18 protein-coding genes, 1 other RNA gene and 2 pseudogenes are annotated in these 21,281 nt (G+C 39.4%); 8 read left to right on the top strand and 13 right to left on the bottom strand.

Annotation, left to right across the window (positions count from 1 at the left end; all coding sequences use genetic code 11):
• The first annotated feature begins 48 nt into the window (after positions 1–48).
• On the top strand, positions 49–429 hold the full coding sequence (gene msrB / locus EHR01_RS01375) for a peptide-methionine (R)-S-oxide reductase MsrB (protein ID WP_135692840.1): 381 nt from the start codon (positions 49–51) through the stop codon (positions 427–429).
• Positions 430–558: 129 nt separating this feature from the next.
• Here msrB and EHR01_RS01380 read toward each other — a convergent pair whose 3' ends face one another.
• Positions 559–1,005, bottom strand: a complete 447-nt coding sequence (locus tag EHR01_RS01380) for an LEPBI_I1174 family sigma 54-regulated protein (protein ID WP_135692841.1) — start codon at positions 1,003–1,005, stop codon at positions 559–561.
• A gap of 105 nt (positions 1,006–1,110) precedes the next feature.
• Between EHR01_RS01380 and rnpB the strand changes: the two genes are divergently transcribed.
• Positions 1,111–1,460: RNase P RNA component class A (gene rnpB, locus EHR01_RS01385), an RNA gene on the top strand.
• Positions 1,461–2,659: 1,199 nt separating this feature from the next.
• Here rnpB and EHR01_RS19425 read toward each other — a convergent pair.
• Positions 2,660–3,001 (bottom strand): annotated as a pseudogene (locus EHR01_RS19425) (nuclease-related domain-containing protein); the annotation flags it as partial.
• Between the two features lie 43 nt (positions 3,002–3,044).
• Between EHR01_RS19425 and EHR01_RS01395 the strand changes: the two are divergent.
• A complete protein-coding gene (locus EHR01_RS01395; protein ID WP_208721721.1) occupies positions 3,045–3,650 on the top strand; it encodes an LBF_1134 family protein in 606 nt (201 codons plus the stop codon).
• Here EHR01_RS01395 and EHR01_RS01400 read toward each other — a convergent pair.
• Together EHR01_RS01400 and cobA are read right to left on the bottom strand one after the other, a co-directional pair.
• Positions 3,647–4,240: a precorrin-2 dehydrogenase/sirohydrochlorin ferrochelatase family protein gene (locus EHR01_RS01400; protein ID WP_135692842.1), complete on the bottom strand. Its 594-nt coding sequence runs from the start codon at positions 4,238–4,240 to the stop codon at positions 3,647–3,649. The two genes, EHR01_RS01395 and EHR01_RS01400, sit on opposite strands and share 4 nt — an antisense overlap.
• Positions 4,237–5,022, bottom strand: a complete 786-nt coding sequence (gene cobA, locus EHR01_RS01405) for a uroporphyrinogen-III C-methyltransferase (RefSeq protein WP_135692843.1) — start codon at positions 5,020–5,022, stop codon at positions 4,237–4,239. The genes EHR01_RS01400 and cobA overlap by 4 nt, the downstream gene beginning before the upstream one ends.
• Before the next feature lie 165 nt (positions 5,023–5,187).
• Between cobA and EHR01_RS01410 the strand changes: the two genes are divergently transcribed.
• Positions 5,188–6,954 (top strand): diflavin oxidoreductase, encoded by a 1,767-nt coding sequence (locus EHR01_RS01410; RefSeq protein WP_135692844.1) that lies wholly within the window; start codon positions 5,188–5,190, stop codon positions 6,952–6,954.
• A gap of 7 nt (positions 6,955–6,961) precedes the next feature.
• Positions 6,962–8,629, top strand: a complete 1,668-nt coding sequence (locus EHR01_RS01415) for an NADPH-dependent assimilatory sulfite reductase hemoprotein subunit (protein WP_135692845.1) — start codon at positions 6,962–6,964, stop codon at positions 8,627–8,629.
• Here EHR01_RS01415 and EHR01_RS01420 read toward each other — a convergent pair.
• The 9 genes from EHR01_RS01420 to EHR01_RS01460 form a co-directional block, all read right to left on the bottom strand.
• Positions 8,626–9,534: a bile acid:sodium symporter family protein gene (locus EHR01_RS01420; protein ID WP_135692846.1), complete on the bottom strand. Its 909-nt coding sequence runs from the start codon at positions 9,532–9,534 to the stop codon at positions 8,626–8,628. The two genes, EHR01_RS01415 and EHR01_RS01420, sit on opposite strands and share 4 nt — an antisense overlap.
• Complete coding sequence (locus EHR01_RS01425) at positions 9,535–10,605, bottom strand: TauD/TfdA family dioxygenase (RefSeq protein WP_135692847.1); 1,071 nt, start codon at positions 10,603–10,605, stop codon at positions 9,535–9,537. It lies immediately after the preceding gene.
• 68 nt (positions 10,606–10,673) lie between these two features.
• On the bottom strand, positions 10,674–11,906 hold the full coding sequence (locus EHR01_RS01430) for a sulfate adenylyltransferase subunit 1 (protein WP_135692848.1): 1,233 nt from the start codon (positions 11,904–11,906) through the stop codon (positions 10,674–10,676).
• Positions 11,906–12,814, bottom strand: a complete 909-nt coding sequence (cysD, locus tag EHR01_RS01435) for a sulfate adenylyltransferase subunit CysD (RefSeq protein ID WP_135692849.1) — start codon at positions 12,812–12,814, stop codon at positions 11,906–11,908. The genes EHR01_RS01430 and cysD overlap by 1 nt, the downstream gene beginning before the upstream one ends.
• A 7-nt stretch (positions 12,815–12,821) precedes the next feature.
• Complete coding sequence (locus EHR01_RS01440) at positions 12,822–13,547, bottom strand: phosphoadenylyl-sulfate reductase (RefSeq protein ID WP_135692850.1); 726 nt, start codon at positions 13,545–13,547, stop codon at positions 12,822–12,824.
• A 67-nt stretch (positions 13,548–13,614) separates the two neighbouring features.
• Positions 13,615–14,679, bottom strand: coding sequence for a sulfate/molybdate ABC transporter ATP-binding protein (locus EHR01_RS01445; protein WP_135692851.1), 1,065 nt, complete (start codon positions 14,677–14,679; stop codon positions 13,615–13,617).
• Entirely contained in the window at positions 14,669–15,490 is an 822-nt protein-coding gene (cysW, locus tag EHR01_RS01450; protein ID WP_425269973.1) for a sulfate ABC transporter permease subunit CysW, read from the bottom strand. The genes EHR01_RS01445 and cysW overlap by 11 nt, the downstream gene beginning before the upstream one ends.
• Complete coding sequence (cysT, locus tag EHR01_RS01455; RefSeq protein WP_135692853.1) at positions 15,481–16,308, bottom strand: sulfate ABC transporter permease subunit CysT; 828 nt, start codon at positions 16,306–16,308, stop codon at positions 15,481–15,483. The genes cysW and cysT overlap by 10 nt, the downstream gene beginning before the upstream one ends.
• A gap of 3 nt (positions 16,309–16,311) precedes the next feature.
• Complete coding sequence (locus tag EHR01_RS01460; protein WP_135692854.1) at positions 16,312–17,349, bottom strand: sulfate ABC transporter substrate-binding protein; 1,038 nt, start codon at positions 17,347–17,349, stop codon at positions 16,312–16,314.
• A 180-nt stretch (positions 17,350–17,529) separates the two neighbouring features.
• Between EHR01_RS01460 and EHR01_RS01465 the strand changes: the two genes are divergently transcribed.
• The 3 genes and pseudogenes from EHR01_RS01465 to flgE all read left to right on the top strand — a co-directional run bounded on the left by EHR01_RS01465 (position 17,530) and on the right by flgE (position 21,222).
• Positions 17,530–19,170, top strand: coding sequence for a flagellar hook-length control protein FliK (locus tag EHR01_RS01465; protein WP_135692855.1), 1,641 nt, complete (start codon positions 17,530–17,532; stop codon positions 19,168–19,170).
• A gap of 46 nt (positions 19,171–19,216) precedes the next feature.
• Positions 19,217–19,711 (top strand): annotated as a pseudogene (locus tag EHR01_RS01470) (flagellar hook capping FlgD N-terminal domain-containing protein); the annotation flags it as partial.
• Between the two features lie 116 nt (positions 19,712–19,827).
• Positions 19,828–21,222 carry a flagellar hook protein FlgE gene (gene flgE / locus EHR01_RS01475; RefSeq protein WP_135570415.1) on the top strand — a complete coding sequence of 465 codons (1,395 nt, stop codon included), beginning with the start codon at positions 19,828–19,830 and terminating at the stop codon, positions 21,220–21,222.
• Positions 21,223–21,281 lie beyond the last annotated feature (59 nt).

Consider the following 21,281-nt stretch of genomic DNA (forward strand, 5'->3'; position numbering starts at 1 on the left):
AATAAAATATGATATTGAAACTTAGTCTCAATTAATAAGGATTGGTTTATGAAGAACGAAGAAAATTGGAAAGAAAAACTCACTCCCTTACAATACCAAGTCACTAGAGAAAAAGGCACCGAACGCCCGTTTACTGGTGAATACTATGAACATAAAGAACAAGGTACTTATCTTTGTGTTTGTTGTGGTGAAGCGTTGTTTTCTTCGAATGCAAAATATGATTCTGGTAGTGGCTGGCCTAGTTACTATGAACCAGTTCGCAAGGAAGCAGTGGCAACCGAGTCAGACCAAAGCCATGGGATGGTGCGAACCGAGATCCATTGTCAAAACTGTGGCGCGCATCTTGGGCATGTTTTCCCCGATGGGCCAAAGCCAACTGGTTTGCGATATTGTGTAAACTCCGCTTCTTTAAAATTCCAAAAAGAATAGGTAAAGGTAAAGTGGATCGATTTGATTTTTTTTAGGTTATGGATTTTCCTTAGAAAGTTGGTAACTATCGAAATTGTGTTACTAAAGAAAGTCGGTATCTTTGGATACTTGCTTTCTTTGGTAAGTCACTTACTCTTTTAACCAGGATACTTCGACACAACCATCAGGTTTTCTGTTCTCGGGTATAACGGCTCGGTCAAAAGCAACTGCTCCAAGGTTTACGCCGATACGGAGGGCAATTCGTTTCGCTAAATGAGAGTATTGGTTGGCCTCACATCGATTCCCTAAACGGGATTCCAACTTGGATATCTGCAAGAGTAGGCTTGCGTTTCCTTCTGACTCTTTCATTCCAATCGCATGTTTGAGTTGAATGGCTTTTTTTAGGTCTTCTCTGGCAGAAAGTAGGTCGTTACTTTCCATTTTGACAATCGCTCTTTCTTCCAGACTCAGGATGAGAGATGGGATGCGAGAAAGCCTCGCACTGCGGAGGATGTCTTCTGGAGATTCATCGAGGAGGGGATTTGCATGCAAACCAAAAGAAATGATGAATAGTATAGCAATTTGGTATTTGATCATACAATTGGTGCCTCACTGACTCCCTTCAAACTCTAATGTGCATAATTTGTGCCAATTGGAATAAATACTCATAGACGATATCGAACCTGAGTTTCCAATGAAACTGACTCTGGCCGAGCGATCGCCTTTTTCCTTCCTGCCGGAAGGAAAGGGGAGGAAAGTCCGGACACTAGGGGACAATCGGACCGAGTAACACTTGGGCTTTTGGGTTCTAGAAATGGAATCCAAGGGACGGAAAGTGCAACAGAAAGTAAACCGCCTATCTTTGGTAGGTAAGGGTGAAACGGTGGGGTAAGAGCCCACCGCTCTATTTGTGAAAATAGAGGCGGGTAAACCCTCCGATGTGCAATCTCAAGTAATCAACCGCTACGAGCATGTCCCGCCAGGTTGTGGGTAGAGAGCATCAGATAAATGATCGCATAGAACAGAATCCGGCTTATGGGCCAGAGTCACCTTTTTTTAAAATGGATTGTATCACTTCTTCTTCGTTAGGTGGATAAAATACACAAACTAAACTTCTGATTTTCAAAATGGTTTCTGCTAGAGTTGTTCTTGTTTCTGTTTGGTTCCAATTTTCAAAACCGATGAAAATCCCACAGGTTTCTTCCATTCCAACAAATTCCTTTGCAGAATAATGACGCATACCATTTTCATTTAGGAATTGTTTTAATCCGGTCTCTTTAATGTATTCTTCTGATTTGTAGATGACTACGATTTCATCGTTTTCTACTTCTAAAACTTTTTTTGCATATCCAAAGCACCATCTAATTTGGTCAGAGAGATCCTCGTCATTTTTTATAAATTGGATATCTGAAAGATGGTTTTGAATTGGAGATTCAGAAAAATCATTGAGTAAGGCATTGGCAAAGTTGACAATTTCTGGTGAATTCCTGATGTTTCGTTTGATATCCCATATATGAACAGGAAGGGAATTCCAGTAATCTAACATTGGCGAAGTCATATACTTAAATTGACGGGATATAAAAAGGATCCAATTTTTATGTTCCCAAAAATATTTTGATAAAAATAATAAAACTTCTGTTTCTGGTTTCTGATCTAAAATATCTTCAATTCCATCCGCAATCAAAAGATCAATATTGTTGTGATTGATTTCGTTAATATTTGTTATAAGTTCAATATTGTTTTGTTCTGGAATATTGGCTAACTCATCTTTCCAAATTTCGTAGAGTGCTTTTGCACCTTGCCATAATAAAACTTTTTTCCCTGCCCGTGCGTTTTGTAATGCCAATTCACCAGCAAGAATTGATTTTCCTGAACCAGTGCTACCAAAAACTATATTATGAGAATAATTGTTGATCCCTTCAACAAGTTGAAACTGTTCCTTAGTAAAAAATAATAAATTTTCCTCTTCTTTTTCTTTTTGAGATCGGAAGGTTTGAAAGAAGTTTAGGTTTTTTTTAATAATTTCATGAGCTTTCACTAAAACCGATTCCGGTAGAGGTTCTCTGTTGTATCGAAAGAGGATGGATTCTAAAATAGAATTTAAATCAATGTCATCCTCTACTTCTTTTCCACCAAACACATACAGGTGCATATCGTTTGGTAAATGAAATTCTTTTCTTTCGTTTTTTAAAAAGAATATGGCACTATCATAATAATCTACTGGAAATAAATCGGTAAGTTGGTTGTGGTTTTTAAAAAATTCGCGGATTAGATCCCTTTGGGTTTGGACTTGTTCAATTGGATTTGAGTATGACTTCCCTTCAACCGGTTTCCAATCTCTCTCTCTTACGTTATAAAATTCCCATTCACCTTTTTTTTGTCTCCACTTTCCATTTTTGAGTTCGACCGTAATCACTCCGTAAGGAGAGACCACAAGGAAGTCGATTTCCCGCATTGGAATATCTGGAGTGATGAGGGTAATGGAATAATAAATATTACAATTTAATCGAATTTCTTTGGAAAAACGGTTATAATAGTGGGATTCTAGCGAAATATCTTTTGCTTTTCCGTGAAACTGTTTTGGATAGATCATTTTTTAGTTCTGTAAACTGAGTGCCAGTGTTTCCATTGGTGATATGAAACTGATACCACCAACCTTATTATTCTGCCTATTGTTTTGTGCCTGCGCCGGTGGGAATATCAAAATAAAGATCAAACCCGATCGTTCGGGTGACTTGGTTTTGTATCAGAAAAAAATCACAAAAAAAACTTCTGGATTGCCTTTCGGAACTGGGCTTGTGGCAACAGGAGAACTTGAGATTAGTATCAAAGAAAGGGCTTATCGTTTTAAAGATTATACACATATCCTTCCACCGGGATTTCGATTGATTGAGTTTACGGAAGAACAAATCCATGAAATCCAACTTGTTGTTGATACGAGTAAAACTTCTCCTCTTTTGTCTGCACTAGAAATCAATCGAGATGAAATTAATTCTATTTTGAACGAAGCTAAACTCCGAGATGATTTACTTCGTTTCAATACACTGGTTGAATTTATACAGATCGAAATTCAGTTTCCTTTCCCAATTAAAAAAGTAAAGTTTTCAGAACCAAGAACTCCGGGCGAGTGGACAGCAAGACTTGATAGCAGTGAAAAGATGATTGTAAATATTCCCTTACATTCTGTTTGGTCTAACGAACATCCTCTTACTACGATTCAGATTTATCCCGAGTCCAACTAAGATTTGTGAAAGTATTTCGAGTTTAAATTTTGAATGATTTCTTTTAAGGCAAGTCTTCTTTCCTGATGGTCAGGAAGGATTTCCTTTAGTTTCCTTCTCATTTCAAAAAGAGTTTCCATTAGTTCATGATCCTCTTCTGGAAGAACTTCTTCAAAAAGTTTTCGCAGCGTAGAAGATATTCCTGCAAATTTTCCATCGGTAGAAATTGCAAATTGGATAGGGCCAACAGATACAGTTGAAGAAGAATAAAAATCACAATTTTTGGGATCGTCGACAGAGTTTACCCAGGTGCCTTTTTCTTTGGCTAGGGCTCTAAACTTTTGGTTAGTTTCTGGATCACTTGTTCCTAAAAAAATAATATCACTATGGTTTAAGTCTTCTTCTTTAACTGGTCGTTCTTCTGTTTTGATTTCGGGGTATTTTCTTAAAAAGGATCTTACTTCATCACTCAACTCAATGGAGATAACTTGAATTTTGGCACCTGTATGCTCAAGGCCATATAGTTTTTCAAGACAAGCATTACCACCTCCAACAATTAGGATGTTTTTGTTTTCTAAATTTAAAAAAATAGGGTATTTTTTAAATTTCATTCTGCAAACAAACTCAGAAGTGTATGGGAATTTAATTTTTCTTTTCGATTGAGTAAAGGTCGTATGGCTTCACCTACATAAAGAATTCCTGGACCATTGGATTTTTTTGGAATTCCATCTAACGCAGTTTCTGCGAGAGTCGATATATTATAGATTGGATTTCCTCTTCCTACATTTTCGGCAAGAACAATCGGGGTCTTACCTGCGATTCCTTTTTGGATCAATCGTTCTGCCAGTTCCTTTGTCTTTTTACTTCCCATGAGAATGGCAATGGTTCCGAGGAAATTCTCCATTCCCATCCAACTGCGTTCATCTTCTAAAATGGTGTGACCATCCAAAATGATGATCTGCCTTGAGACACCTCTTACGGTAAGTGACACACCTAATTCAGCCACACCCGTTGTCACAGAACTGACTCCAGGGATCACTTCAAATGGTATCTCTGCTTCTTCTAAACTTTGAATTTCTTCTGCGAGTCTACCAAAAATGGAAGCATCACCCCCTTTCAGGCGAACCACTTGTTTTCCTGCGCTAGCAAATTCCACTAGTAGCGAATTGATTTCCGTTTGGGTGCGAGCATGTTCACTCGCCCTTTTTCCTACATAAAGGATTTGGGCTTCTTCAGGAAATAAGTCTAAGAATTCGGGATCGAGGAGTGCATCGTAGAGGATGACATCGGCGGATTCGATGCGGCGACGGCCACGGAGGGTCAAAAGATCAACGGGGCCCGGGCCACCGCTCACAAAACTAACAAATCCCTGTTCTGTCTTATTGGAGGACATATCTGTTATATCTTGCGATATTGCTAGAAATAGTCAAGTGATTGGCTAATTATTTCTACAAAATCTCCATTTTTTTGGTTTACTTGGGGTGTATCTCTGGGGAAAGATTCAATTTATCAGACTTTTTGGATGTTTTACTGGAATCCAAATCAAAAATAGGTTTTTATGCTATCCGATGAGAAACGCAATCGATTTTTACAGTTACTGAAGGAATCCACAAAAGACGAATGGGTGTGGATGTCTGGGTATTTGTCTGCCCTGACGCAGGCAAGCATTGGCGGGAGCGTCGATGTTTCTCTCACCCCTCCCGTGAGCATTGATTCAGGTGGAGACCCTTTACACGGAAATTTAAAAGCTCAGCCGATCCAATGCAGCGTGGTTTACGGTACAGAAACAGGGAACTCTAAGAAATTAGGAACAGAACTTGTTAAAAAATTAAAAGAACTAGGTGTTTCTGCTAAATTAAAAAGCACAGATACTTATAAAGCCAAAGACCTAAAAGAAGAAGAATATTTATTTGTCGTAGTATCCACTCACGGTGATGGGGAACCACCACAAGCAGCAAAACCTTTCATTCAAATTTTGACAGATACTAAAGAATCCTTATCTAAGGTAAAGTTCGCAGTGCTTGGGTTAGGTGATACAAGTTATCCTCTTTTTTGTCAAACTGGCGAAGATGTAGATTCAATGCTTGCAAAATTAGGTGCAGAACGCATCCAACCATTAGGTAAATGTGATGTGGATTTTGATTTGGTAGCAAAACCATGGATGAGTGAACTCATTGCAAAACTGAATGCTCATTCCAAAACTGCCACGACCCAAAGCCCAAAACAATCACAAAGCCAGGTGGCAAAACCAACGTCTGGTGGAAAGATTGTGTATGAGGGTTCTGTAATTACGAATATTGTTCTAAATGATATTGGTGCTACTAAATCCACAAGACATATAGAAATTAAAACCACAGTACCAATTGACTATCTTCCTGGAGACAGTGCAGGATTTCTTGCTTACAATCGTGATGATGAAGTAAATCGTATTCTATCTTTATTAAAAACAGATCGTGAAACTCGTGTTACGTATAAAGGCGAAACATGGATGGCATACGATTTATTTCGTAAAAAAGTTTCAGTTCGATTTTTGCCCGACAGAGTCATTCAAAAATATGCAGGACTAATCGGAAAAGAAATCCCTTCTGGTAAATTGGATTTGGATGTTTTATTAACCTTAAATCCTTCTGAAAAAAAACTCGAACTCCAATCTTTAGTAGATATTTTGGAACCGATTGTTCCCAGATACTATTCGATCGCTTCCAGTCCTTCGGCTCATGGAGAAGATGAAGTTCACCTCACGGTAGCAGAAGTTGAAATTGAAACCTTTACAGGAATCAAAACTGGTTTTTGTTCTGGATATTTGTCAGAATTAAAAGAAGGGGATGTGGTTCCTTTCTTTATCCAAAGAAATAATTCCTTCCGATTGCCAAGTCCTGATACAGATATCATTATGATAGGACCTGGAACAGGAATTGCTCCCTTTCGAAGTTTTTTATTTGAAAGAGAACAAAATTCGGGGAACGGAAAAAATTGGTTAATATTTGGAGAAAGAAATTTTGTCTCCGATTTTTATTACCAAACAGAACTTTTAGAACTTATGGACACTGGCGTATTACATAAGTTAAATACTGCTTTCTCTCGTGATACAAAACAAAAAGTTTATGTGCAGGACCGAATGAGTGAAAATGCATCAGAACTTTTGAAGTGGATTGAAAATGGTGCAGTGATTTATCTTTGTGGTTCAAAAGATCCAATGAGTAAGGATGTCGACAGCAAACTCATTGAAATTTTAAAAGAAAGAACATTTGATACAGGAAAAGATGCTTCCGATTATTTAAAAGAATTAGAAGAAGCTGGTCGCTACATTAAGGACGTTTACTGAGGGAACCATGACAGAACAAAAAAAAGAAACAATAGCAGAAAAAGTAAAACGTCTGAGTCGGGGTTTAAGAGGAACTCTTTCTTTGAGTTTGAAAGATGAACATACGGGCTCTTTACGTTCTGATGACCAACTCTTACTTAAGTTTCATGGAATGTACCAACAAGATGACAGGGATCGTAGAGAAGAACGTGCGGCGAAAAAATTAGAACGTCTCTATTCCTTTATGATTCGGCTGCGAATTCCAGGTGGGATGATTGGGCCAGTGCATTGGGAAGCTTTACACAATGTGGCAGGAGAAAACTCTACTGGCACAATCAAAATCACAACTCGCCAAACAGTCCAACTCCATGGAATTTTAAAATCAAAAATCAAACCAACCATCAAAGCATTTGATTCTGTATTTTTGGATTCCATTGCGGCATGTGGGGATGTGAATCGTAACGTAACTTGTACATCAAATCCAGCTACTAGCCCCTTACACAAAGAAGTCTTCGGATATGCAGGCGAAATCAGCAGATCTTTATTACCAAAAACAAGAGCCTATTACGAGATTTGGCTCGATGAAAACCTTTTAGCAGAAAAAGAAGAACCAGAAGATCCTTTATATAAAGATGTATACCTTCCTCGTAAGTTTAAAATTGCGATTGCAATCCCTCCTTACAACGATGTGGATCTTTTCACAAATGATATTGGTCTCATCGCTATCATTGAAAATGGACAACTCATCGGTTTTAACGTAGCAGTGGGTGGCGGGCTTGGAACCACTCATGGAAATCCAGACACATACCCAAGAGTGGGAACTGTATTTGGATTTATACCTAAAAAAGATATCCTAAAAGTTGTTTATGAAATCGTTACCGTTCAAAGGGATTTTGGAAATAGAGAAGATCGAAAACTTTCTCGTTTAAAATATACTTTGGACCGCTTAGGTGTTGAGTTCTATAAACGAGAAGTGGAAAAACGTGTGGGGATTAGTTTTGAACCAGCAAAAGATTATCAATTCACTCAAAGATCTGATGATTTTGGTTGGAAACAAGACGTGGCAGGTAACTGGCATTATACGGTTTTTGTAGAGAATGGTCGTGTTTGTGATGAACATGGTTATAATTTAAAAACAGCACTTTTGGAAGTTTCTAAAACAAGACGTGCCACATTCCGATTTACTTGTAACCAAAACCTAATTCTTTCTGATATTTTTCCAAAAGATAAGGACCTCATTGAATCCATTCTTGTAAAGTTCGGTGTACACAGAAAAACAAGTGAAATTTCACCAATACGTAAAAACTCCATTGCTTGTGTGGCATTAAACACTTGTTCTTTGGCTCTAGCGGAAGGACAACGATACCTACCAAGCCTGATTGATAAAATTGAGCCCATCCTTGGAAAACATGGATTGGCAGAGGAACCAGTGTCCATCCGAATGACAGGTTGTCCGAATGGATGTGCAAGGCCTTATATTTCCGAGATTGGTCTTGTGGGAACTTCGTATGGAAAATACAATTTACACTTAGGTGCAGATGCCGAAGGATACCGACTCAATCGTAAATACAAAGAAGATTTAGATGAGGCGGCAATTCTATCCGAATTGGATGGACTCTTTGGAAAGTTTGCAAAAGAAAGAAATACAAAAGAATCTTTTGGAGATTATATCAATCGGATTGGAATCTTAAACTAAGATTCCAATCCCTTCGGGGCAGTTTTATTCCAATAAGTAGCAATTGCGGCACCGGCTAACAGGTGCCAGATTCCCCACCAAGCACAAATCATTGCCATCCCACCGAGTCCATCAAAGAAACTAAAAACGATCGCAAGGCCGAGGCTTGAATTTTGAATTCCCGTTTCAATGGCGATTGTCTTTCTATCACTAAGTGGCAATCTGAAAAGTTTCCCAAAATAATACCCAAGAGAAAGCCCAGCCAAGTTCATGATAAAAACAAGACCAAAGAGAAGGTGGATGTATTCTTTAAAGAATTTCCAATTGGTAACAAGTGCTCCCACAATAAAGAAAGCGAGTAATAAAATGGAGATCCTTTGCACTGCTCGTTTCACAGTATGAGTCAGTTTAGGGAATAGTTTTTGGAAGAGAATTCCGAGTATCAGTGGAACAACGAGTAGGACAGTGATGGAAACCAATATCTCATAAGGACTTACCGAAATGGATTTGAGATATTCACGAGTGAGAGGAAGTAAATTCCCCCAAAAGAAAAATCCAATAGGAGTTAAGAGAAAGGCAAAGGCAGAAGAAAAGGTTGTGAGACTCACTGAGAGTGCTAAATTCCCTTTTGCCAAATGGGTAAAAAAGTTGGACATATTTCCACCAGGACATGCTGCCACAAGCACCATTCCTAAAGCAAGACCTGGGTGTGGGTTCACCACCCAAATGATGAGAAGGGTTGCCACTGGTAACAATATATATTGGCTAAAAAGACCAACAAACGCTGGTTTGGGATAACGCAAAAGATGTTTGAAATCTTGGAGTTTTAATTCTAGAGCAATACCAAACATAATAAATCCAACCAGTGCATTGATTAAATACACCGAGTCTTTGTTAAAATTGAGACGAACTGAATTGATATCCATTTAATCAGACCATCCTACGAGAATTCGGCGGGGACCAGTAAAGGGAAGCCTTCCATGAGAAACAGATAAATTGTCAATGATGAGGACATCTCCTGTTTGCCAAGGAATGGCGACTAAATGTTTCCAAAAAACATCAGAGATGGATTTCATTTCATTTGCCGAAATTTCTTCTCCATTTCCATAGGTAACATGTACATCATGCGACTCTGATCCGGCAATTCGTTTGATGGTTGTTAGAAGAGTGAGTAAAAGTGCTACACCAAGAGAACGAATTGTTTTTTGTTTTTTAAAAATTTTCCACACTTCACTCACAGCTGCTTGGTAATGAAACGTTTGGGAATGATTGTGCCAAGCGATTGTCTTTGCTTCTGGATGAACTCGAAATCCCGATTGTTCGTTGGTAATGGTTAAGGAATCCTTTCCAAACCAATCTAATTGAAATCGATTTTGTTTTGAGATCTTTTTTACTTCTTCTAGGTTTGTCGTTCCAAACATTTCGTCCCAACGTTTTGTTTTCCATAAAGAGAACCTTGCTTTTTGGGATGGACCATCATAGCGCCTTCTGTAACGAATTCCGTGGTTTTCTATTTTTTCTTTGATCTTTGGGTTTATATCCTTATAAATATCTCTAAGATCGGTGAGAGGAGTTTCACCACCTGTTTCTGAGGCTTTTTCTGCATAAAAAAATAATAGTTTCGGTGGGTTGTCGAGAAAACTCATCTCGGCATGTTGCATGATTGGGTAGTGGGGTGGGAGTTCACTTGCAGTAAACACATGTTTGACGACCTGGTCCCTGGGCGATGTTCCTAAATAAAACTCACCCAACTTTTTTTCCTCTGTCGCAAAGAGGATGGATTGGAAGTCAGTTGCTTCATGAACAGGAAAACCACGAAAGAGAATGGCCCCGTGGGTCTCTAAATCCTCTCTCCATTCTTTTTGGTTTTTCTGGATCCACTTTGTAAGGTCTACTAATTCCTTTTCTTCAGAGGGCTCGTAGACAAGGGGAAGTTTGGTCTCCCCGATAAAAGATTTACGGATCCATTTTGTTTGGGTAGCGGTGGACTGAGTCATAATACTGTCAGCTTAGCGAAACTGGCAGTATTATATCAAGAAAAAATCTGCTATATTGAACTAAATTTCTACAATAGCATTCCGGCTGCTACGGTTTGATTGGTACCTTCATCCACTAAAACGAAGCTTCCCGTCCCGCGGATTTTGGAATAAGGGTCATAGGCCACAGGTTTTGCCGTTCGGATGGTCACTTTCCCAATTTCATTTAAGGCCAGGCTTGTCTGTTCTTTCTTTTCATGGGTGCTTGTTTCCACTCGGTATTCCAAAGAACGAATGGAAGCCTTCACCGCATTGGTAGTTTGTCGGAGGAGATACTTGGAGCCCGGTGTCATTGCCTTTTGGTCCATCCAACAAATATGAGCTTCTAAATCTTGTGAAGTCGTCGGTTCTTGACCGCTCACTACGAGCATATCTCCACGACTCACATCAATTTCATCTTCCAATCGAATGGTGACTGACATGGGAGCGTAAGCAGTTTGGATCGAACCGGCATAGGTATCGATGGCTTTGATTTTTGATTTGAGTCCGCTAGGCAAAACAATGATAGAATCACCTACGGTGAAATGGCCACTACGGATTTGACCCGCATAACCTCTGTAATCATGGTATTCAGTTGTTTGAGGACGGATTACATTTTGCACAGGAAATCTTGGAGCAGGTGATTCTTCTTCTGTATGAATTTCAATTCCTTCTAAAAATCCAAGAAGGGAATTTCCTTTCCACCAAGGCATGGAAGTGGATAGATCTACCACATTGTCCCCGTTCAGTGCTGAGATAGGAAGGAAGTGGATGGATTTTAAATCTAAGTCTTTTGCAAATTCTAAATATTGTTTTTGGATGTTTAAAAACACTTCTTCAGAAAAATCCACTAAGTCCATTTTGTTAACACAAACAACAACGTAAGGAATCCGAAGTAGGGATACAATATAGGAATGGCGGTATGTTTGTTCGATGACTCCTTTTCTAGCATCAATTAAAATGATGGCAAGATCAGAGTTCGAAGCACCTGTCACCATGTTTCTTGTGTATTGCACATGGCCCGGAGCATCGGCAATGATAAACTTTCTTTTTGGTGTCGAAAAATATTTATAAGCAACGTCGATGGTGATCCCTTGTTCTCGTTCTGCTTTTAATCCATCGGTAAGAAGTGCTAGATTGATTTGGCCATTGACTTGTCCTGCTTTTTCGATGGCTTCTAGTTGGTCCTGGAAAATGGATTTACTATCGTATAACAATCGTCCAATGAGAGTTGACTTCCCATCATCCACACTTCCTGCTGTAATAAAACGTAAAATATCCATTAAAAGTATCCGCCTTTTTTTCTATCTTCCATCGCTGCTTCGGAACGTTTGTCATCCAATCGAGATCCTCTTTCTGTCGTTCTCGAAATTTGAATTTCACGAATGATATCATCAATTGTATTGGCTTCTGATTCTACGGCCGCTGTACAAGTCATATCACCAACAGTACGGAAACGAACGGTTCTAGTTTCCACTTTGTCAGAATTGTCTAAGGAGATGAACTTTGATACTGGAAACACTAGGTCTTCTCGCCATACGATTTCTCTTTGGTGAGAAAAATAAAGGGAAGGAAGTTCAATGTTTTCTTTTCGAATGTATTCCCAAACATCAAGTTCTGTCCAGTTACTGATTGGAAATACCCTAACGTTTTCACCCACATGGATTTTACCATTATAGATATTCCAAAGTTCAGGGCGTTGGAGTTTGGGATCCCAAGATCCAAATTCATCTCTCACAGAAAAAATTCTTTCTTTGGCACGAGCTTTTTCTTCATCCCGACGAGCTCCACCAATACAAGCATCAAACTTAAATTCAGCGATGGTATCAAGGAGGGTCACTGCTTGGATGGCATTCCGGCTAGGGAACTTTCCTTTTTCTTCGACCGCTTTCCCTTGGTCGATGGAATCTTGTACATAACGTACAATGAGTTTTTCTCCAGTTCGTTCTGCTAAATCATCTCTGAATTTTAGCGCCTCATCAAAGTTATGTCCTGTATCGATATGAACTAAAGGAAATGGAAATTTTCCAGGTCGAAAGGCTTTTAATGCTAAATGCACTAAACAAATCGAATCCTTTCCTCCTGAAAAAAGCAGGGCAGGTCTTTCGAATTGTGCTGCAACTTCTCGTAAAATATAAATGGCTTCCGATTCAAGTTGGTCTAAATGGGAAAGTCGATGTAAATCGGTCATTTTGGTATTATCCTTTTTTCGGTGTGAGTTTGCCGTCTACCCAGTGTAAGCCGCACTCTTTTTTCGATTCTTGTTCCCACCACCACCTTCCAGCACGAAAGTCTTCTCCAGGTTCAATGGCTCGTGTACAAGGAGCACAACCTATACTTGGAAAACCTTTATCGTGTAAGACATTGTATGGTACATTATGTTCTCTAATATACTTCCAAGTATCTTCGAAGGACCATAATAGTAGCGGTTGGTATTTGATTAAATTTCTTTGGGTATCTGTTTCAAAAATAGACATCTCTGTTCGAAATCCTGATTGGTCTTTTCGGAGTCCAGTGACCCAAACTTCTGTGTCTTTCAAAATGGCATCTAGGGGAACGAGTTTACGAATTCGACAACATTCCTTTCTTAAATCTTGGGAATCATAAAAGGCATTAGGGCCATTCTCTTGCACAAAGTGTTGGATTTCTTTTTCGTTTGGATAAAAGGCTTCAATTTTTGCCCCATAACGGACGTTTGTTTTTTGCCAAACATCATAGGTTTCTTGGAAGAGGCGCCCAGTGTCCAAAGTTGCAATCCGAATCTCGATTTGGTTTGCAAGTATCGCATGAGTGATGGCCTGGTCTTCCAGTCCGAAACTCGTGGTAAAGACAACTTTTCCGGGAAAATCCAAACTGAGTTGTCGTAAGCCCTGTTCCAGGGAGAGGGAGGTATAGGTTTCTGTCAAAACTTCCAAATTTCCCATTTTTTCCAATCCTAGCGTCCAATGTTTTGTATATTGGACGATTTGTAAACTATATTAGCGGAAAATATTAGATAGAGAAGTCTTCTACGTAAACTTTTGCTTTTTTAATCCTCAGATAGACGGTCTCGCCAGGCAAAAGGTTCAAAAGACGGTAGGTTTCCTGTTCGAGTACAGACTCGATGAGAGTTCCCGTGTCGACTCGTTTTAGTTCCACACGCACATTCCTTCCTGTGGAATGGATGTATTGGATTTCGGCAGCGATCCCTTGGTCGGATTCCCGAACGATTTCCACATCGTAAGGACGAACATAAGCTACAGCCACCGATTCTTTTACATCTTGGTGTTCTGTGCTATCGAGGGCTAAATTCCCAATTTTTGTGGTTCCTTCTTCGATTCGTCCATGGAAAAGATTCACATCTCCAAGGAAGTGAAACACAAAAGGGGACTTGGGTTTGTTGTAGACTTCGTCAGGGCTTCCTACTTGTTCCAACTGACCCTGGTTTAAGATCACAATTCGATCGCTGACTTCCAAAGCTTCTTCTTGGTCATGCGTGACAAAAACACTTGTTATGTGGATTTCATCATGGAGACGACGTAGCCAGTTTCTTAGTTCTTTTCTGACTTTAGCATCAAGAGCACCAAAGGGTTCATCCAGTAATAAAAATTTTGGTTCGATGGCAAGGGCGCGGGCAAGGGCCACTCGTTGTCGTTGGCCTCCCGACAATTCATGAGGGTAACGATTGTGAAATTTTTCTAATTGGATGAGGGTGAGGAGCTTTGAAACTTTTTCCTGAATTTCTTTTTTGGAAGGTCTTAAATGTTTGGGCCTTACTTCCAAACCAAACGCTATGTTTTCGGCAATTGTCATATGACGAAAGAGGGCGTAATGTTGGAAAACAAATCCCACTTCGCCATTTTGGATTTTGGATGTGGAAAGGTTTTCTCCTACAAATTCCACCTTTCCCGAAGATGGTTCTTCGAGACCCGCGATGATGCGAAGTAAGGTGGTTTTTCCAGATCCTGAAGGACCAAGAAGAGCCACAAGTTCTCCATCAGGAATGGAGAGGTTAACATCTTTTAGAGCGGTGAACGACCCAAAGGTTTTATTGACATTACTAATTTCAATCGGCATTGTTCTTACTCGCAGTTCGTTTTTCCAAAATCAATTTAAAGATGAGTGTGAGAAGAGAGAGAAACACAAGTAAGGTGGCACAGGAAAAGGCACCTACCGAATCAAACTCATTGTATAACATTTCTATATGAAGGGGAAGTGTTGTTGTTTTTCCTCGGATATGTCCACTGAGAACTGATACCGCTCCAAACTCACCCATAGCCCTTGCATTACAAAGAATGATCCCGTATAACAAACCCCATTTGATATTGGGAAGGATGACTCGTCTGAGGAGTTGGAAAAAACTGGCACCAAGTAACAATCCAGCTTCCTCTTCTTCTCTTCCTTGGCTTTGCATAAGGGGAACTAGTTCCCGGGCCACAAATGGGAAAGTAATGAAAACGGTGGCAAGGATAAGGCCCGGAGTATTAAATACTATTTTGATTCCATGTGTGGAAAGAAAATCTCCAAAGTAACCTTGTCTTCCAAATAACAATAAAAAGATGAGTCCCGATACCACAGGAGAAACAGCAAAAGGAGAATCAATGATGGTGACCAAAATATTTTTTCCAGGAAAACTAAATCTTGTGATCGTAAATGCCGCTGTCACACCAAAGATTGTATTTAAAATCACAGAAACAACAGAAACTTTGACGGTGAGTCCAATCGCATAAAGAGCATATTCTCCAGTGATGGATTCGATATACTTTATATATCCTTCCGAAAATGCTTCTGAAAATACAGTGTAGATGGGCAAAATCAGAATGATCCCAGCAAAGAAATAGGCCAAAATCACAAGAAAAATAGGGAATATCTTACTTTTCATGATAATTTTTTAGAAGCCCTTTCTTGGAGTAAATTAATCAAAAACATAAAAACAAAAGATGTGAGTAACATCACTAGAGCAATGGAAGTGGCTTTTTCGTATTCGTATTGTTCTAGTTTGGTGACAATGAGAAGGGGAAGGATTTCCGTTTTTCCAGGAATGTTTCCAGAAATAAAAACAACAGATCCGTATTCTCCGATACTCCGAGCAAATGCCATTCCTGTTCCTGCAAGAAGGGAAGGCCAAAGTTCAGGAAGTAATACTTTATAAAAAGTTTGGAAGGGAGTCGCACCAAGACAGCGTGCACTTTCTTCTAATTCTTTGGGTAATTCTTCAATCACAGGTTGTACAGTTCGTACTACAAAAGGAAATCCAATAAAAACAAGTGCGATCACAATCCCAATAGGTGTGTAGGCAATTTTAATTCCCCACTGATCAAAATAGGATCCAATGATTCCATTTTGTGAATAAATGGTCGTGAGAGCAATCCCAGCCACAGCAGTCGGTAAGGTAAACGGTAAATCAATTAAGGTATCGAGTAACTTTTTAAAAGGAAAGTTATAACGAACAAGAACCCAAGCAAATAAAAATCCCACAAAGAGATTGATGAGAGCAGAGATAAAACCCACACTGAAACTTAAAAAAAGTGCCGAGCGAATTCTTTCATCAGAGAATACTTCTAAGATTCCAGAGACTCCAATCCCAAGGGAATGGAAAAAGAGTCCGAGAAGGGGGATCACTACAACCGCAGACGAATAAAAAACTGTCAGTCCTAAACTGATTCCTAAATGTGTTTTTTTATACGGCCGCGTTTCGATAAGCATATTTTACTTAGTTTTGTAGATGGCATCAAAGACACCAGCATCTGCAAAATGTTTTTTCTGAGCAGAATCCCAAGTTTCCCCTAAATCGGATAGGGAAAATAATTTAATATTGGGAAATTCTTTCGCAGAAGCTTTTGCAACAGTGGCTTCTGTTGGTCTAAAAAAATGTTTTGCGATGATCGACTGCCCTTCTTTTGTATATAGGAATTCTAAATAGGAAGTCGCTTTTTCCAAATTGCCTTTTTCAGTCGCAGTTTTTGTGACTACTGCTACTGGAGTTTCTGCTTTGATGGATTCTGACGGATACACAACCTCTAAAGTGTTTTTGCCAGATCTCTTTTCCTCATCTAAAGAAAGTTTTGCTTCATTTTCCCAAGTGATGAGAACATCCCCAATTCCTCTTTGCACAAAAGTTGTTGTGGATCCGCGAGCTCCAGTGTCAAGAACGGATGTGTTTTTAAAAAGGGCTTTCACAAACTCAGTGGCTTTTTCATCCGATTTGTATTTACGTTTTGCAAATCCATAAGCTGCCAAATAATTCCAACGAGCACCACCACTGGTTTTTGGGTTGGGAGTGATAATCGAAACTCCTGGTTTTACAATGTCGTCCCAATCTTTGATTTTTTTTGGATTGGATTTACGAACTAAAAATACAATGGTCGAGTAGTAAGGAACACTATTGTTTGGGAGTTTTTTTTGCCAGTTTGCATCAATTAACCCTGATTTGGTGGAGATACTGTCAATATCGTAGGAAAGAGCAAGACTCACAACATCAGCATCTAGTCCGTCAATCACGGCACGAGCTTGTTTTCCCGATCCGCCATGGGATTGTTGGATGGCAAATTCGCTCGCCTTTTTGGCCTTCCATTCTTTTAAGAAGGCTTTGTTGATTTCTTCATATAATTCTCTTGTGGGGTCAAAGGACACATGGAGGAAAGTGGATTCCGCAGCTAGGGAAGAGAGAGTCCCAAAGCTTAAAAAAATGCACAATATGGCAGAAATTCCTGGTTTTATTTTCGAAATAAGAGTGTTAATTTTCATTTTTTGCGCCCTTTTGTTTAATAAATCAGAATCATCCTCCAATTTAGTGAATATTTGTCAAACGAAATTTATTTCGTAAAACCCATCTTTTGACACTTCCCGACATAAACCGGAAAAGGAAGAAGATAATTCTCTCAAGGAAATCTGGGGAAGTTCGATCCTTAAGGGAGAAGGCACCCTATGAACGTAAAAGCCCCAAACCAAAACGTAATTCCATTCCCACAAGTTGAAGGGAAGGCATCCAAGCCTGCTGGTTTTGACAACCACCAGATGGCTGTGCGAGAAAGTTTTGGGGAAATTTTGGAACGAGAGTTCCAAGTGTTTTCTGAAAAAAAAACAACTGGTTCGGAATACAAAACCATAGGCCGTGAAAAAGAAGAGACCTCTGGTCCTCAGGAAATTCATAAACCGGAAGATGTAACAAAACAAGAATTAAATTCATTATCAGAATCTCAAAAAGACAAAACCATTTCCAAAGAATCTACTTCTCAGGAAGAATCAGAAGAATCCACTGAAGAAGAGGATTTAGATCGCGATGCGTTGGAATATAGTCTTGGGCTTGTTGCCTCGCACGCCGATTGGGACAGAACATTAGTTTCCGCTAACAAACTGAATGAAATGGCTGTGAAGGAAAAAACAGTATTACTTTCCTTACAAAAATCTGCAGAAAAAACAATTGCTTATTCACCTAAAGAAGGAACTGCCTTTGTGGATGAAGCAAAAAAACTAGCATTGGATTTTTTCCAAGCTGAAAAACTATCTAAACAAAATGATCCAACATCTTTAAAATCAAAATCGCTTTTTGAAAAAGATTCTAATTTGGTTCTTTTCCCAAAGGCTGAGAAAAAATCTTTAGAGAACCAAAAAAGAAACGAAAAACCGGAATCCTTAGGTGTGAAAAAAGAATCCATCCATTCGGGTTCTGTTGTTTCTGATTTGGTATTTGCTAAGGGCAAAGAAGTAAAAGTAGAAGGAACATCCGTTCCAAACGAACAATCTGTTCGAAAAACCGATGGAAAATTAAAATCTAGCAAACAAACAAAAAACGGATCTGAGACTGCAGAGGTCTCTTCAGAACAAGATAAATCAAATCAAAGTTTAAATTCTGATAAAATGATTCGTTCACTCGGAATCAAAGATAAAGAATTCCAAAAACAAGATTCTAAAACTCAAACTCCATCGGAGAAACAAAAACAGGCGGAAGTTTCTTTTGTTCCTAACCTTCAAAATTCTTCTTCTGCAAAATCGGGAGAAGAGGGTGGTCGTTCTTCTGACGAACGAGGAACAAAACAAGGATTTCAATTTTCTTCTTTAGAAACAAAATCAATGCAGAAAGCAGAAGAGATTCGTTCTGCAGAAAAACCGACGAAACCAAAAGAAACAGTTCTCAAACAAAACATTGATGAGCTGATCAAACAAGCTCGTTTTGATATTGTACAAAATGGAAAGTCTAGTGCCGAAATCGTAATGAATCCCAAAGAATACGGAAGGCTTACTTTAAAAGTCACTGTGGATGGTGAGAAAGTGGAAGGTCGTATTCTTGTCGAATCAGAAGAACTACAAAAGTCCCTTCAAAACGAAATCCAAACCATCAAAGAAAACTTAAAAGAATCTGGTCTCGACTTACAAGCACTCATCATCGACTTATGGGATGATGGAAGTGGACTTACTGATCGGAAAGAACAAAATGAACTCTACCAAACCATGGTGGAAGCGGCAAGGTTTCGTAATGCCGAAAGTTCCCTTGGGTTAGAAGAAGGGGTAGAACTTCTTGGTCCAGCAAGCTTAGAAGAAACCAAAGCATTGGAATTTTTCGCATAAATCACTAACAAATATAGAAAAAATAGAGGATCCCATGCCAGACGGAATGTTAGACATATCAACACAAAACTCAGCTAGAACCAAATACTTTGAAGGGGATAGAACCTTTAATATCCGTAAACATTTGGATCAGTTAGAAAAAGAAGAAACTAGTGGGCTAAAAGGAATCGAAATTCGTGAGAAACAAAAGGAGCTAGGAAAGGATGATTTTTTAAAACTCCTTCTCACTCAACTTTCTCACCAAGATCCAACAAACCCAGTGCAAGACAAAGACTTCATCGCACAAATGGCCCAGTTCTCATCTCTAGAACAGATGAAAAACATTTCTTCTGGAATTGCCAGAATGGAATCTAAACAAAGTTATTCGGTAGTTGGTAAAATCGTTTCTGGCCCAGATTTAGTTACTGGTGAAGATGTGACAGGACTTGCGGGTGCCATTCTTTTTGATAACGAAGGAAAAACATATGTCCGTGTGAATGGAAGGATGCTTGATGTAGCAAAAATCAATTTGATTTCTGACCCATCACTTCTCAAAGCCGAACCAGAATTCCAACGTCCAGCAAATGCGACAAACGTTCCGAATAATACATTAAAAAAACAAGAAGCTTATCAGGATTAATTCAAAAAGGTCGATAAAAAAAGAGAGGATATAACGTTATGATGAGATCACTTTACTCCGGAGTTTCCGGATTGAAAAACCACCAAGTAAGAATGGATGTTATTGGTAACAACATCTCCAACGTGAACACACACGGTTTTAAAACGGAGCGAGTTACCTTCCAAGATATGATCTCGCAAGAGTTACAAGGTGCGTCAGAACCAAACGAAAGGATCGGGGGAACTAACCCGAAACAAGTGGGTCTTGGTTCTCTCATCGCTGCTATCGATAAAATTATGACGCAAGGTGCTTTGCAAACCACAGGAAAGAACACTGACGTTGCTGTATCCGGTGAAGGATTCTTTGTTGTGAAAGACGGAGACAAACAATTTTATACTCGCGCTGGTGCCTTCAACGTAGATAAAAACGGATTTTATGTAAACCCTGCCAACGGATTAAAAGTACAAGGTTGGAATTCTCGTTTGGATGATGGCGGAAACAAATACATCAACTCCGCAGGATCTTTGGAAGACATCATGATTCCTCTTTATTCTAAAGAACCTGCTCGCGCCACTCAAAACGTAGACTTTCAATCCAACCTCAATGCAAGTGTTGCTGCAGTTCCTTCTGACGCAACAGAAGAAGACATCCAACGTTATATCAATGATCCAGATCCTCGTCAAAGAAGAGGTCATGTAACATCCATTAATGTTTATGATGAACTTGGAAACACTCGCCAAATGGGAGTTGAGTTTTACAAAATGAGAGAAAACGTATGGAAGATGCGTTTTAAATTGGAAGATGCAAGCCAAGTTTCCGTGGATGTAAGCGGAACAGGTGGGGAAAACACAAAAGTTTCTGGAAACCAAGAGCTCGAAGTATCCTTTACACCTGATGGAAAAATCATTTCTGTCTCTGATGGAGTGGATTCCCAAACCACCGGAAAACTAAAAGCAGATATTTCTTTCCGAATCCCAGGAAATCCAACAGCTCAAAAATTCAGTTTGAACTTAGGAGAAGCAGGTCTTGTGGGTGGAATCACTCAGTTCTCTTCTGATTTTACAACCAAAGCTGTGAAACAAGACGGATACCCAATGGGTTATATGGAATCATTCTCTATCGACAACACAGGAACTGTGACAGGAGTATTTTCCAATGGAGTGCGCCAACCACTCGCAAGGATCGCTCTTGCAAACTTCACAAACCCAGCCGGTCTCAACAAAGAAGGGGATACTATGTATAGTTACTCTTTGAACTCAGGTGATGCCAACATTGGGGAAGCGGGAAGCCAAGGCCGTGGAAAGATCAACGCAGGACTCCTTGAGATGTCAAACGTGGATCTTTCTGACCAGTTTACAGATATGATCGTAACCCAAAGGGGATTCCAAGCAAACTCGCGAACCATTGTAACCTCTGACCAAATGATTCAGGAAGTTCTTGGTCTCAAACGATAAGATCCATTCACTAACGGGGGAAACCCCGTTTTTTCCTTGAGTTCTGCAAAATTCTAAGA

It is taken from the genome of Leptospira mtsangambouensis, from assembly GCF_004770475.1.
GTDB lineage: Bacteria > Spirochaetota > Leptospiria > Leptospirales > Leptospiraceae > Leptospira_A > Leptospira_A mtsangambouensis.